Source organism: Aquimarina sp. ERC-38 (assembly GCF_026222555.1).
Taxonomy (GTDB): Bacteria; Bacteroidota; Bacteroidia; order Flavobacteriales; family Flavobacteriaceae; genus Aquimarina.
In genome coordinates this window covers 3,154,360-3,168,828 of the sequence record NZ_CP098511.1, presented here as the reverse complement: position 1 = coordinate 3,168,828, position 14,469 = coordinate 3,154,360, and the positions used below count along the sequence as shown (strand labels likewise).

Below are 14,469 nucleotides of genomic sequence, written 5' to 3'. Positions count from 1 at the left end.
GATTGCTTTTAGCCTTAATTTAGAATGAATCCAATTAACAATCATTCGTTTTCTTTGTTGTAATATTCTGGGTATTTACTTAACTTAGTGATGCTAAAGAAAAAGAAAATAAAGATGTTTCCAAAAACAAATATAGAAGCCCGACTTTCGAAGGTAAGAGCCAAACATTTTGATGAAAATACCTGGAAAGATCAGGTAGAGGCTGTTTTTGCTACAGACTCTAGAAAAAGCGATCAAATTTTAAAAACCATAAAAGAAGGCACTTATTCGGATTCTAATGATTTTACTTTTGATCTATTAGAGACGAATAGAATCTATCATATTGATCAAATAAAGAAGATTTGTGTAGATTACAGGTTGCGATTTTTAGATACGAAGTATTTTAAAGGTAAAATACCAAATGAGGCTTTATCAATTATTAAAGATTTAGAAAAACAACATGATACGCAGCTTCAGGGCTTTAAAATCATGGCACCTTCTAAATTATTTAAATTAGAGAATGCGGATGACCCTTTATTATTCGCTCCTATCGGAAATGGTTATTTTTACTTAATTCACAAATGGGGTAACGATTTGAACCCTTTTCGTAAACTTTTTATGTGGTTTTTTAAAAGTTTTGAAAACCTGATCGTTTTGACTTTTTTGGTTAGTTTACTGGCTACGTTCTTAGTACCAGACGGGTTATTCTCAAAGGAAAATAGTGTTTCTAACTTTATCATGGTATTTTTCTTTATGTTTAAGTCCGTCGCTGCGGTAGTTTTATTTTATGGTTTTGCACTAGGCAAAAACTTTAATACGGCTATCTGGGATAGTAAATATTTTAACGCTTAAAAAGTATGTTTTCAGAAAGTGAATACGAACGGGTGTACACAGGTGGCATTGCTACTATTAAAATGCTACAGTCCGTATTAGAAGACCGAGGTATTGCAACCATTACCCGAGATGACATGAAATCCGGACTGATGGCTGGTTTTGGAGGAGGAATTCCGGATCACATTCAATTATTTGTTAAAAAAACAGACTTATCAACTGCTGTTCCTATTATTGAAAAAAGCATAGCTTAAATCAATGGTAATGTCAGATGATACTCCGGAAACCAAAGAAAAATTTAAATACAAAAAATGGGATTTTTTCATTGGAGTGATGATGGTGGTTCATAGTAGTTTTAAGATTTTTCTTTTATTCTACAAGCATCAAAATTTTGACTGGTATGCTCACGGTTTTAGCTTCCTTTATCTATTTTTCGGAAGTTTTTTAATTTATCGTTATTATCGAAAACAAGCCTAGTAGAAATAAACGAAGCCCTATTTTATAATAGTGTTAGTGTATCAAAATTGACCCAACTATTTTATTTACAGCTATTATCTTATCCTAAATCCTTTCCAAACGAAAAAACTTTTAGCTACCTTCCCTTTGGAAAGTGCTAAGGATGGGATTTATATAAATCGGAATTATCTAAGCTATCCTAAACTAGAGCCATAAACCATTATATTTTACTTTAGTTTCTCGGATCATAAGATGCCTTCTTTTCTGATTCTGTGAATCCGGCAAAAATACCAAAACTCTTGTCTCCTTTAATATTAGTGGGATAAACAATAGGTTCTAAAAAAGGACTTTCAAAACCTGTATCATTAGAAACAGCCTTTAGGTAGTCAAATAAAATGGGTTCTACATTTGCTAATCGAACAGTATAACTGATTATAGTATCTGTTCTAATATTAAAGGTATCATAATCCACAGAAGAAGATATAATATTTCCGTTTTTATTGGTATCTGTAATAAAAAGGTTTTGAACTTCAGCATTTTGAAAACCACTAGTAGGAAAATTAAATCCGGCTACGTAAAAATTTCTAATATTTTCAACGTCTTTAAACCTTATGTTCACCGAATTAAAATCCTGATCTTTCTCTGCTACTTCTGAGGAAATAATATCCACTGTATTTTCGGGTACCTGGCAGGTAGCAGTAAATCGTTTTCCGTCTACTGTTACTTCTAGAGCATATGATTCACCACTTATAATTTTAAAGGTTTCCGTACTAATTTCATATTGTCTTGTACCTGCATTAAAGGGTAATACAATTTCAACACTGTCTTCGTTTTTAATCCTTACCTCCGCGTCGGGTATGACAAAATCTTCAAAAAGTGAATTATTATTTCCAAATCTAGGTTCGGATCTGGCTACTTCTATCACAATCATTTCTGCCTGTGGAGAGATAAAACCTTGAATAACCGTTAATTCTTCCGCATCAAACAACCCGCTGGCATCGGATTCTGTTTCACAGGAAGCTAATATGATAAGAAAGCCTATGAATAGGATATATATGTTTTTCATAATTAAAAGTTATAAGTATAGGTAAATGATGGAACAAATTGCAATAAGGAAACTCGTGTTAAAGTTTCTTTATTTCCGTTAATTTTAATGGTATAAAAGAAAGGATTTTTACGTCCGTATATATTGTAGATAGAAAATGCTTTAGTACTTGACCTTCCTTTTTTCTTTTTTTTGTGAAATTGGATACTCAAATCAAGTCGATGGTAATTTTCTGCTCTAAAGTTATTTTTTTCAGTAGTAATATTCGTTGTATTTCCCTGCGAAATAGTAGGAAAATTAAAAGATTCAGATAAGGGAAAATTTGAGCGACTAATAGAAGTTACCTGATCCGGAATGGTGAAGTTTATTCCTGTGGTAAAAACCCAGGCTCCTGATAAGGTTATTTTAGGACCGGGTTTATAGATACTTACCAAAGAAACATCGTGCCTGCGGTCAAAACGGTCAAAAAACTTTTGCCCCCTGTTTAATTCGTCAAATTGCCTTTCTGACCAGGATAAGGTATATCCCAGCCATCCTGTAAGTTTTCCGGTTTTTTTTCTGAGTAGAAATTCACCTCCGTACGCCCATCCCTGCCCGGTAGTTATATTATCTTCCCAATTGACCTCATCTCCGTTTTCTATACCTTCGGCAGCTATAAATAATGCACCTTCCTTATAACCAATGATATCATCGGTTTTTTTATAGTAGCTTTCAAAACTAAAGGAATACCCTGCATTGTAAAAATCTTTAGCTACCCCTAGTGCATATTGTTGAGACACTTGAGGTTTGACCACATCCGTCGAGGATACCCATAAGTCAATCGGTAGGCCTACGGTAGTATTTGATAACAGGTGAATATATTGGTTCATTCTAGCATAAGATGCTTTTAAGGCAAAATCATGTTTTAATTTATAGGATAGCGCTGCCCGTGGTTCTGCATTTAGGTAATTAGTAGATTCAAATTGAAAATGACTTACACGCAATCCGGGGTTTAGAGTCAACCGATCCGTGATTCTCCAGTCATCTTCTACGTATATGGCACTTTCTAACGATTTGATTTTTTGATCTACGGAGATAGGATCTACACCAGTTTCCCTAATTTCAGTCTGTCTTGGGGTAAAGGTATGATAGGTAGAAGCCCAACCAAGTTTTACGGTATGATTAGGATTAGGAAAATAATCAAAATCCATTTTTGCTCCGATGTCGTCAATTGATGATTTGGTGTCCAGCGTAAATCGAACATCATCAAATTTATCTTCGATGTTTGCAAAAAATCGATAGTTGCTAAAGATAAGGGAAGTATTTAAAAAAAGGTTAGCGGAAAACTGATGATTCCACCGCAAGGTAGAAGTAATATTACCCCAACCTAATTTAGTTTTAAAAATATCGTCTGAATCAGTTCTTTCCCTTCCGTTAAACTTATCTTGTCCGAAATAGGTACTCCAATACAGCTTATCCTTTTCATTAAAGACGTGATGTACTTTAAAATTAAAATCAGTAAAGTGGTATCTAAATAAAACATCATCGGGCTGGAAAGGTATACTTAGTAAATCGGCATAAGTTCTCCTACCACTGGCAATAAAAGAAGTTTTACCTTTATTTAAAGGGCCTTCCAGTAAGATACTAGATGAAATCAAACCGATATCAAACTTACCAGAGAATTTTTGCTTATTTCCATTTTTCATTTGAATATTCAATACCGAAGATAACCGACCACCGTATCTTGCCGGAAATCCACCTTTATAGGTATCAATAGATTGAATAGCATTACCATTAAACACTGAAAAAATACCGAATAAATGATTCGAATTATATACCGGAGCTTCATCTAGAATAATTAAATTCTGATCAGGAGAACCCCCTCTTACAAAAAAACCGGAAGTTCCTTCAGTGCCTCCCTGGATACCCGGTAATAATTGCAAGGTTTTGATGACATCTCGTTCTCCTAAGATCACAGGAATATCCTGAATTTCTGAAGGTTTTAAAGAGACCACACTCATTTGGGTTACTTCGCTTTCATGAACTCCACGATTTGCATCAATAAGAACTTCTTCCAAGCTTTCCTCACTTTGAGTTAATTCAAAGCTTATCTGTATATCATCAGTAAGTACCAGTTTTTTTTCAATAGACCCGTACCCAATAAAGGTTACTTTTAAGGTATGTTCACCTTCCGGTAATGTAAGAGAGTAAAAGCCGTAATTATTAGAACTTGTTCCTACGAGTAATTGTTCACTATAAATTGAAACTGCCGATAAGTTCTCACCACTACCTGCTTCAGTAATATATCCGCTTAGCGTATGTTGTTGCTTTGCATTTTGTTCTTTGCTTTCACTTTGAGAAGTTGCCTTCTGAAAAACTAAAATGATAATTATAAATAAAATATTTTTTTTCAAACCCAATTGTTTTAAAGAATCACTCTCTGATCCATAAGTTTTTAAATTGCTAAAAGTAATAATTGTTCTGAGGATCATCTGCCATCCATGTTTCTGCAAGTATTTGTTTTTTTAAAGAAGCTTCTCCGGTTACATCATTAATAAGTATACAACATATAAGTTTGTTAATAGTAGCATACATAGGATGGAAGGTTATTAAGATTAAATGGAATAACGATAGCGGTATAGAAATACTATAGCTAAATCAATACGAAGTAAAATCCATATCAACTTAGCTATAGTTGATTAGAATTATTCTTCATCCTGACGTTCAAACTTGCGCTCGTAGACTTCGACAGTGTTTGAAAACTCATCTACCTCAAGAAAGTTTAAAATAAAAGTATCATCTCCCATGGCTAAATCCAGTTCGTGTGTTTCACTTTTGTCATCAGCATCTGAAATAATTATTTTATCTTTTTCAGTTACCTCCCAATTAACAGATCCTGTAATAGTCTCAAAAACAATACAGGTTTGAGCTTGTTCATCAAAATCTATTTCGGCAAAAAAATAGGTGCCCGAATTATCCTCTTTAAAAACGATTGTTTGTTCATCCGGACATTCCAGATCAACGGGTTTCCCTTCATATGTAATACCAGTCATTTTCCAGGTTCCGGCAATAAACGATTCTGCTGCGGCTTTTGCCTCGGGAGTTACACTGGGTTCAGTGTCATCATCTTTACTGCACGCAATGTTTAAAAATAAGCTGGCAATGGTCAAAATTAAAAATCCTTTTTTCATTTTATTGATTTTAAGTTTTACGTATATAAATATTTCAATGCTAAGACAACTGAACTTTTACATACACGTAAATAAAAATGAAAAAAATTATGAGATGAACTCGACGTTAAAAAATTAACATCAGTCTGGGTAATTTTCAACAGAAATTGTATCGAAGACAAGATAATTTTCGGTTAAAAACTTAATCTTAATAGATTTTTCTACGTTTCACCATAAAAGTTGCTCGATTTGACAACTTTTTACCAACTAGTTATACCACTAAAATTTGTAAATATTTGATTATTAAACAAATCAAAATACAATTGCTATTATTTTTATTATTTTTTTAAAAGATAGGTACTAACCATAAGAGACCACAAAACAAGTATGGTTTTGAGTATAGGATTAAAACGCCTATTTAATAGGTTATTAGAAGAAAATTAAAGCTTACACCGGTACCGCATACATTTTTTCGCGAAGTTCTTTAATTTTTGGGTCACTCATATATTCATCAAAAGTGGCGTATCTATCAATAATGCCACCTGGTGTTAATTCTAAAACCCGGTTTCCTACGGTTTGAGCAAACTCGTGATCATGGGTGGTAAATAATACTGTTCCTTTAAAATTCTTTAAGGAATTATTAAAAGCCGTGATTGACTCTAGGTCAAGGTGATTGGTAGGTTCGTCCAGCATCAATACATTAGCCCGGGTCATCATCATTTTGGACAACATACATCGCACCTTTTCACCCCCGGACAAAACATTTGATTTCTTTAAGGCTTCTTCACCACTAAAAATCATTTTACCTAGAAAGCCGCGTAAAAATACCTCTTCTCGCTCTTCTTCGGTAGTAGTCCATTGACGTAACCAATCTACAAGGCTTAAATCATTCTGGAAATATTCACTATTATCTGCTGGCAAATAGGATTGTGAGGTAGTAACTCCCCATGCAAATTTACCTTCAGCAGGTTCCTGCTTCCCATTTAAAATTTGATAAAAGGCGGTGGTTGCTCGAGAATCTTTGGAAAATACTACTATCTTATCCCCTTTTGCCAGGTTAATATGTACATTTTTAAATAACACCTCTCCTTCTTCACTAAAAGCCGCTAGTTTTTCTACATTTAATATTTGATCTCCAGCTTCCCGGTCTCTTTCAAAAATGATAGCCGGATATCTTCGGCTGGAAGGTTTAATTTCAGAAATATCCAATTTATCAATCATTTTCTTACGGGAAGTAGCTTGTTTGGATTTAGCTACATTGGCACTAAAACGAGCAATAAACTCCTGCAATTCCTTTTTCTTTTCTTCTGCTTTTTTATTTTGTTGCGCGCGTTGTCTAGCAGCTAACTGCGACGATTCGTACCAAAACGTATAATTACCGCTAAAGTGATTGATCTTCCCGAAATCAATATCAGAAATATGGGTACAAACTGCATCCAAAAAGTGACGGTCATGCGATACAACGATCACCGTATTATCATAATTTGCCAGGAAATTCTCTAACCAATTAATTGTTTCATAATCCAGGTCATTTGTAGGCTCATCCATAATTAGTACATCCGGACTACCAAATAAACACTGTGCAATCAATACCCGAACCCGTTGTTTAGTATCCAGATCGCTCATAGAGGTGTAATGAAGATCTTCACGTATACCTAGGTTTGAAAGCATGGCAGCAGCTTCGCTATCTGCATTCCATCCGTTCATTTCTTCAAACCGAACTTGTAACTCTCCAATTTTATCCGCATTTTCATCTGAATAATCCGCGTATAAAGCATCAATTTCCTTTTTAATTGTATACAACTCCTTATTACCCATCACCACCGTTTCTAACACAGTAAAATCATCATAGGCATAATGATTCTGTTCCAAAACCGACATACGTTTCCCGGGTTCCAGGTGCACATGGCCCGAAGTAGGATCCATCACGCCTGAAAGTATTTTTAAAAAAGTAGATTTACCCGCCCCGTTAGCACCGATAATACCATAACAATTTCCTTGTGTAAACGTAGTATTAACCTCGTCAAATAATACGCGCTTCCCAAACTGAACTGATAAATTAGATACTGATAACATGTGAACGATTATTTAAAATGAATTTTGCAAAATTACATATTTAGCTAAGAATGATAAAAGAATGTTGTATTATTTATAATACTATTAGAAGTATGCTATACCCTAAATTACCTAAACATTAACTATCCCTTAACAAACCAAAACCAGCTTTCCCTATAATTTTGAAAATATGACCTATGTTGAAAGGTACCATTCATGTTGAAACACCATAAATTTTCCGTTGTATTCCTATTCATTCTTTGCGTTCACCTAGTATCATGCAATAAAAAGAATACTGCTGTTCGGGCAAAAACATATATAGGCGGTGAAATTATAAACCCAAATAGTAACTACCTGGTTCTTTCTAAAGATACCATTTTTAAGGACACCATATTTCTGGATGAAAACAATAGGTTTCTTTATCAATTTGATACCATTCATGAAGGTATTTATACAATAAGGCATCGACCTGAAAGCCAAATCATCTTACTGGAAAAAGGAGATAGTATCTTATTACGGTTAAATACATTAGAATTTGACGAAACTCTTGTTTTTACAGGAGATGGGGCGGCAAAGAATAACTTTCTAATTGATATGTTTTTACAAAACGAAAATGAGAAAGTTGGGCTACGTCGAAAATCATTTACCTTACCCCCGGAACTTTTTAAAATTCAGCAAGATTCTTTGTTAAAACAACGAAGAAAGCGTTTTGAAAAATTTGTAAATAAAGAAGGTGACCTGTCGCTTCTTGCAAAAAGTATTTTAACCGCAAGCTATACTTATGACTTTTACTCTAGATTTGAACTTTATGCTTCTGAAAATATTAGAAAAGAGAAAAGAAATAAAGCTTATGTAACATCTTATCCGTCAGGCTTCTTTTCCTATCGCAATGGAATTCAACTAGAGGCTAAGGAACTGCAAAGCTTATTTGCTTATCGTAGGTTTTTAAAAAATTATATTGATAATTTATTAAATTCTTCCAAGGCTAAAAATGTAATAAATAATCAAGCCGAAAAGAAAATTTATGAGCTTGATTTTATTGATAGTTTAATCACTAATAGAGATACCAAAGAAAATATTTTTAGATCCAGAACCGGTAATTATCTTTTACAAAGCAAAAATCAGAAAGAATCGGATAAAATTGTACAACATTATATAACCAAATCAAAAAATGCAACCTTTAGAAAGGAAATAACCGAACTATCCGAAGCAATACTTAACTTGAGTACGGGTAATATGATACCGGAACACGAAATAATCGATAAAAACAGGGACACCCTTCTCTTAAGCTCCTTATTTAAAGCACCTCATACAATCTTATACTTCTGGTCTATTCAGGATAAACCTCATTTTACCCGAATACATCGTGTAGTAAAAACACTATCTGAAACTTATAATCAGATTGATTTTATTGGATTAAATATAGATACTGAAAAACAGAAAGATTGGTTAAAAACCATCAAAAGAAATAATTTTAATCCGGATAAAGAATACAAGTTTATTAATCCTGAAGAAGCTATTAAAAACCTAGTTGTTTATTATAAAAACAAAGCAATTCTATTAGATCAACAAGGTAAAATCTTAATTCCAAACGCTAATTTGTTCTCCGTAAGTTTTGAAGAAAAATTAATGGAACTCTATCCGGACACAGTAACCGAAACAAAATAAGTACCGGTTACCGCAACAAAAGTTTTTAATTTCCTTTTTTATAATCTGCCAGAAACTTCTCTAAACCAATGTCCGTTAAAGGATGCTTGATTAACCCTTCAATAGAGGATAGTGGACCAGTCATGACATCAGCCCCTATTTTAGCACAATCTATAACATGCATCGTATGCCGAACGGAAGCTGCCAGAATTTCGGTGGCAAAATTATAGTTATCATAAATTAACCGAATCTCTGCGATAAGATTGAGACCATCCGTAGAAATATCATCTAACCTACCAATAAAAGGAGAAACATAAGTAGCACCTGCCTTTGCTGCCAGTAAAGCCTGCCCTGCGGAAAATACTAAGGTACAGTTGGTTTTAATCCCCTTATCGCTAAAATATTTTATGGCTTTAACACCTTCTTTGATCATAGGCACTTTTACCACAATTTGTTCATGCAATTGTGCTAGTTTTACACCTTCTTTTATAATTCCATCATAATCCGTTGCAATGACTTCTGCACTGACGTCACCGGTTACGATTTCGCAAATCTTCTTATAATGATTTATTATATTCTCACTACCCATTATTCCTTCTTTAGCCATTAAGGAAGGGTTGGTGGTTACCCCGTCAAGTACGCCAAGATCCTGAGCTTCTTTAATTTGATCAAGATTAGCGGTATCAATAAAAAATTTCATAGATTATTATAAATTAATAGATGGTATTATACTTAATATTAAGTTTTCTAATTAGTTAGTAGCAGATGTCATCCCAGTTACCTTTAAAAAGTAGCCCTTTATTTTATAATGGACTTTGCAAATTTAGACTAAATTGTAACAAGACTTTTTAAGTAATTCGTAAATTTTTAGAAGAAATTGTCAATTTTTTATTTCTTCATGTTAAAGATCATGAATAATTAAATAATAACTTTTTCAAGTCACTGCTGATTAACTGAATTGCTTGTGAACTCAAAATCTATAATTCAAAATGTTTCCGAAGCATGTTTTCGTAAATAGTATCTGGTAAAACTTTTTTTAAGGTAATAGAAAACTTTTGTAAAAATGCACCAATCCTATAATGGACTTTAGGGTTATTTTTTTTAATAATCTCATATACCTCTTTAGCAATCACAATCGGATCCTGACCTCCGTCCACATCCTGGTTAATCAACTCCAGGGTACGTCCGTAATTCTTTAGATAAGGTGAATCGTCAAGAAGCGGAGCATGATAACGTCCGACGGCAATATTTGTAGCAAAAGCACCGGGAGCAATTGTAGTCATTTTGATATTGAACTCTTTCAATTCCATCCGCCAGGCTTCTGAGGTAATCTCAAGAGCCGCTTTTGCTGCGGAATAAATACCGCGATAAGGTAACCCCATATATCCGGCGATAGAGGTAATGTGTATGACTAGACCTTCCTTTTGCGTACGCATCTGGGGTAATACTGCTTTAGTCACATCAATAGGACCAAAATAATTAGTTGTGAAATTTTGTAAAATCTCAGAAGATGGAATCTCTTCAAGCGGACCGGTAATTCCTGCGCCCGCATTATTAATTAATATATCTAACCTACCTTCCTGTTGTATAATATTACTAACCACATCTTGTATACTTTTCTGGTCAGCAACATCTAATGGTAATAATGTAAACTGAGATTGAGAACTATATTTTTCCGGGTTCCTACTCGTTCCGTATATAAGGTATCCCTTTTCTTGTAAAAAAAGACCAATCGCTTTACCGATACCGGTAGAAGCTCCTGTAATTAAAACAACTTTTTGATTCATTTGGTTAACTATCAGGTACAAAAAATGGCAAGCTACCTACATCACACCGCTACGACCATATACCTTTGCTGCGTTCCCGCCCTGGAGGATTCAACAGGAGCTGGTTGTGTAGGACTTGCCGGCGCAAATATACAATCTATGATTATATTAAACAATGATTTTAAAGGTTCGAATAAAATAAATATCTTTCAAAAAATTTATAATACTTATGCGCTACGTTAACCCTTTCGCTTTCATAATATTATCCTTTCTATTTTATACCTGCGGAAGTAACTCCGAAGCAAAAAAAAGATTTTTTAGCTTGGACATCGATAAAAAACAAACTAAAATCCAACTGGGAGAGGCTCTAAAAGCTTCAGTTAACAACCCGAAAAATAAACAAATTGATTCCGTTGTTTATCTTTGGAATGATCAAAATACTACGCTACCCGCTACTCAAAACTTTGAAAAAACTATTAATACCGAACTATTAGGACACCAACCACTACTTGCTACGGTATACTATGAAGGAAAAAGCGAAATAGTGGAAAAGAAGATTACGGTTTTAAATGACAAAGCCCCTAAACTCTATTCTTATAAGATTATTAATACCTATCCGCACGACCAGGAAGCATTTGTACAGGGATTAGAGTTTAAAGATGATACCTTATATGAGAGTACTGGTCAAAAAACTAAATCTACCTTACGAAAACTTAATTTTAGTACCGGTGAGATTATTAAAAAAGTAACACTCGAAGATCAGTATTTCGCCGAAGGCCTTACCATTATGGATCAGAAAATATATCAGCTAACCTGGCTTGCTGAAAAAGGTTTTATTTATGATTTACCTACATTAAAAAGAACAGGAAGCTTTGCTTACAACCAAAGTAAACAAGGTTGGGGACTTTGCAATGATGGTACTACAATCTATAAAAGTGATGGTACTGAAAAAATCTGGTTGCTCGATGCAGAAAATTTATCCGAACAAAACTACATTCAGGTGACTACTAATAAGAGTGTAAAAACAAAATTTAATGAATTGGAATGGGTGAATGGAAAAATTTATGCAAATACCTGGCAAAAAGACGGAATTGCTATTATTAATCCAAAGAACGGAGCTTTAGAAGCAGTAATTAATTTGACCGGACTTCGCGATCAAGTGACTGCGCATCCGCAATTGGATGTTCTTAACGGAATTGCTTATAATAGCAATACAAACAAATTATACGTTACCGGTAAGTACTGGGATAAATTATTCGAGATCGAAATTGTCAAATAAGAAAATTCACCTTTTGAAAATCAAATTCCTTTTCGCTTTTGTTCAGGTGTAGTAGGATTATAACCAAATCCCGGAATCTCAATACAAACTTCTAATTGATGTAAAATATACCCAATAATTGCAAAATGATGTAGCGCATGACTATTAGCATGTGCCAATATACTTTCCAGAGTATAGTTTACCTGAACATTTCCTTGTCCCAGGTCGTCTGTTACGTGAACCAGATAATTAGTAGATACAGATTGATACGAAACCAGTGTTTGCTGTAAGGCATAAATATGGTTCTTAGCAGCTATCCTATCTTTTGAGAGAGCCTCATCACGGGTTCTTTTAGTAAGATCTATATTATTTGTATCTAATCCGTTAATAACACAATTAAAAAAATCCAGGCTATGACGAATATGAGATCCAATACTAGAATAATAAGGCCCTACAGATACATCTGTATAATGCTTATCTGTAATACTATCCAATAATTGTATGGCTTTAGTAAGATTTTGATTGACGGCAGCTATAATTACTTTCTTCATAGGCGGTTCAAGATACATCAATATAATTTAACCACCCAATTAAAGCTTTATATTAAGTATATTATTGACCATTTTGTTATGGTATTTCCATAATTAGTAAGATAAAGTGCGTATTTCATCGATAAAGTGCGTCATTTTTTGGATTTTACTACTTTTATATTGTATACTTGTAGTGTTCATTTAAAAGCCCCAAATAATGAAAACTCTTTTTACAGCTATTGCTATTTTTACTATCTCTTTACAAATTTACGCACAAGATGTTTATGAAGACGCATTGACTGCGGCTAGTTATGCTTATGCACATTCTAAGAAGGCACATGGTGCTAATAATGTTTTTCATACGCAAGAATATGCCGATAAAGCTGTGGATTCTTATCAGAAAGTAGAAGACCTTGCTGCTAATTGTGGTTGTGATGTAGCAAATGAACTTGCCTATGAAGCCAAGTCAAATATGGAAAGCGCTTTAAGACAAGATACATATGAAAGAAGTCGTTACTACGCCAAACAAGCCAAAGAGATAGGTTCTCAAATTCTGGAAGAAATTACAAACTGTCGTGCAAATAAAGATAATGGTATGCTGGCTGCTAATGAACTAGATGGGAACGAAATTGCTGAATTAAGTGAAAAAGAAAATGAATTATTACAAAGAAAAATACAATTAGAGGCAGAGCAAGCAGCTTTAGAAGCTCAAATTCTAGAACAGCAAAAAGCTCAGGCAGAATTAGAAGCTATACGGGTAGCTGAATTTAAAGAGCAAACCTTAGTCAAAACAAAAGCTGAACAAGCCTTACAGAAATTGGAAACTGCATTACAAGAATTAAGTTCCGTATTAAACACAGAAGGTAACTTTAAAACTGAAGGTTCCTTTGTAAGAAATGAAGAAGACCTGCAAAACGAAACCTTAGATGATACGAAAAGCTTTTATGTAGACAGAGCTAAAGAACTAGCAAAAAGTGCCATACAGCAGTTTGCCATTTTTGAAGAAAATTAATATCAATACATAAACACCAACTATTTTTATTTTGTTGCCCCAAGATAAAATTGTTGATAAGACTGCCTTAACGGGCAGTCTTTTAGTTTATTATAAACCCACTTAAAAGGTGATTCTAATAACTAAACACACCTCTAGTCGTTGAAGCAGTGGTTTAGAATTACCATCATATTGTTAATACGAAGTACAAAGCTAAGAGTACGAATTATTATGTATAACGAGAAAATGTGTTTATTTATTTGATTGAAATTCCTTCTAAACACTGCTGGACATATTGCACAAAATACAAAGTACAAAGTACATTGTGTGTAGGGAAAGCGTGGTTTATTAAGTTGATTGAAAACTTTTTCTAAAAAACCCTAGACACACTAAAATGGACACTACCCACTACTACCACGGGTATTTAAGGATAATAGTTAGCCTTGAGTTTAGGTTTTAAAAACAAAAAACCCTTCACAATGATGTGAAGGGTTTTAGTAAAACCACGCTTTTAGCGAGGTTAAGGAAGGCGGCGACCTACTCTCCCACGGATTGTAGTACCATTGGCGCTATCGGGCTTAACTTCTCTGTTCGGAATGGTAAGAGGTGAGCCCCGATGCTATAACCACCTTAAGCTTTTATAATTTTAAATTCAGAATTCAAAATTATGAATTCGTATACGGTTAACATATAGATGTAGAGACAACGAAGAGGTGAAGTAGGAAGTATAGTATGATGTATTAAGTATGATGTATTAAGTAT

Annotated in this window: 14 protein-coding genes, 1 rRNA gene and 1 other RNA gene; 6 read left to right on the top strand and 10 right to left on the bottom strand. The window is 34.0% G+C overall.

Going from position 1 to position 14,469, the window contains the following annotated elements:
* Positions 1 to 114: 114 nt before the first annotated feature.
* From NBT05_RS13135 to NBT05_RS13125, 3 genes are read left to right on the top strand one after another with little or no spacing between them, the layout of a single operon-like run.
* Complete coding sequence (locus tag NBT05_RS13135) at positions 115 to 831, top strand: hypothetical protein (RefSeq protein ID WP_265770310.1); 717 nt, start codon at positions 115 to 117, stop codon at positions 829 to 831.
* A 5-nt stretch (positions 832 to 836) separates the two neighbouring features.
* Entirely contained in the window at positions 837 to 1,064 is a 228-nt protein-coding gene (locus tag NBT05_RS13130) for a putative signal transducing protein (RefSeq protein ID WP_265770309.1), read from the top strand.
* A gap of 10 nt (positions 1,065 to 1,074) precedes the next feature.
* Positions 1,075 to 1,287: a hypothetical protein gene (locus tag NBT05_RS13125; protein WP_265770308.1), complete on the top strand. Its 213-nt coding sequence runs from the start codon at positions 1,075 to 1,077 to the stop codon at positions 1,285 to 1,287.
* 211 nt (positions 1,288 to 1,498) lie between these two features.
* Here NBT05_RS13125 and NBT05_RS13120 read toward each other — a convergent pair whose 3' ends face one another.
* The 5 genes from NBT05_RS13120 to NBT05_RS13100 all read right to left on the bottom strand — a co-directional run bounded on the left by NBT05_RS13120 (position 1,499) and on the right by NBT05_RS13100 (position 7,536).
* Complete coding sequence (locus NBT05_RS13120) at positions 1,499 to 2,332, bottom strand: DUF4249 family protein (protein ID WP_265770307.1); 834 nt, start codon at positions 2,330 to 2,332, stop codon at positions 1,499 to 1,501.
* 2 nt (positions 2,333 to 2,334) lie between these two features.
* On the bottom strand, positions 2,335 to 4,704 hold the full coding sequence (locus NBT05_RS13115; protein WP_265770306.1) for a TonB-dependent receptor: 2,370 nt from the start codon (positions 4,702 to 4,704) through the stop codon (positions 2,335 to 2,337).
* Between the two features lie 49 nt (positions 4,705 to 4,753).
* Positions 4,754 to 4,885: a hypothetical protein gene (locus NBT05_RS13110; protein WP_265770305.1), complete on the bottom strand. Its 132-nt coding sequence runs from the start codon at positions 4,883 to 4,885 to the stop codon at positions 4,754 to 4,756.
* Positions 4,886 to 4,995: 110 nt separating this feature from the next.
* Positions 4,996 to 5,481: a lipocalin family protein gene (locus NBT05_RS13105; protein ID WP_265770304.1), complete on the bottom strand. Its 486-nt coding sequence runs from the start codon at positions 5,479 to 5,481 to the stop codon at positions 4,996 to 4,998.
* A gap of 426 nt (positions 5,482 to 5,907) precedes the next feature.
* A complete protein-coding gene (locus tag NBT05_RS13100; RefSeq protein WP_265770303.1) occupies positions 5,908 to 7,536 on the bottom strand; it encodes an ABC-F family ATP-binding cassette domain-containing protein in 1,629 nt (542 codons plus the stop codon).
* 195 nt (positions 7,537 to 7,731) lie between these two features.
* On the opposite strand from NBT05_RS13100, the gene NBT05_RS13095 reads away from it, so the two are divergent.
* Positions 7,732 to 9,183, top strand: coding sequence for a TlpA family protein disulfide reductase (locus tag NBT05_RS13095; protein ID WP_265770302.1), 1,452 nt, complete (start codon positions 7,732 to 7,734; stop codon positions 9,181 to 9,183).
* Positions 9,184 to 9,208: 25 nt separating this feature from the next.
* On the opposite strand, the gene fsa is transcribed toward NBT05_RS13095, so the two are convergent.
* The 3 genes from fsa to ffs form a co-directional block, all read right to left on the bottom strand.
* Complete coding sequence (gene fsa, locus NBT05_RS13090) at positions 9,209 to 9,862, bottom strand: fructose-6-phosphate aldolase (protein WP_265770301.1); 654 nt, start codon at positions 9,860 to 9,862, stop codon at positions 9,209 to 9,211.
* A gap of 277 nt (positions 9,863 to 10,139) precedes the next feature.
* Positions 10,140 to 10,949: an SDR family oxidoreductase gene (locus NBT05_RS13085; RefSeq protein WP_265770300.1), complete on the bottom strand. Its 810-nt coding sequence runs from the start codon at positions 10,947 to 10,949 to the stop codon at positions 10,140 to 10,142.
* Between the two features lie 22 nt (positions 10,950 to 10,971).
* An RNA gene (gene ffs / locus NBT05_RS13080) (signal recognition particle sRNA small type) lies at positions 10,972 to 11,070 on the bottom strand.
* A 180-nt stretch (positions 11,071 to 11,250) separates the two neighbouring features.
* Here ffs and NBT05_RS13075 point away from each other — a divergent pair.
* Positions 11,251 to 12,207: a glutaminyl-peptide cyclotransferase gene (locus NBT05_RS13075; RefSeq protein ID WP_265770299.1), complete on the top strand. Its 957-nt coding sequence runs from the start codon at positions 11,251 to 11,253 to the stop codon at positions 12,205 to 12,207.
* A gap of 20 nt (positions 12,208 to 12,227) precedes the next feature.
* Here NBT05_RS13075 and NBT05_RS13070 read toward each other — a convergent pair whose 3' ends face one another.
* A complete protein-coding gene (locus NBT05_RS13070; RefSeq protein ID WP_265770298.1) occupies positions 12,228 to 12,737 on the bottom strand; it encodes a DinB family protein in 510 nt (169 codons plus the stop codon).
* A 196-nt stretch (positions 12,738 to 12,933) separates the two neighbouring features.
* Here NBT05_RS13070 and NBT05_RS13065 point away from each other — a divergent pair, with 196 nt between their 5' ends.
* A complete protein-coding gene (locus NBT05_RS13065) occupies positions 12,934 to 13,728 on the top strand; it encodes a hypothetical protein (protein ID WP_265770297.1) in 795 nt (264 codons plus the stop codon).
* A 503-nt stretch (positions 13,729 to 14,231) separates the two neighbouring features.
* On the opposite strand, the gene rrf is transcribed toward NBT05_RS13065, so the two are convergent.
* Positions 14,232 to 14,340, bottom strand: a 5S ribosomal RNA gene (rrf, locus tag NBT05_RS13060).
* Between the last annotated feature and the right edge of the window lie 129 nt (positions 14,341 to 14,469).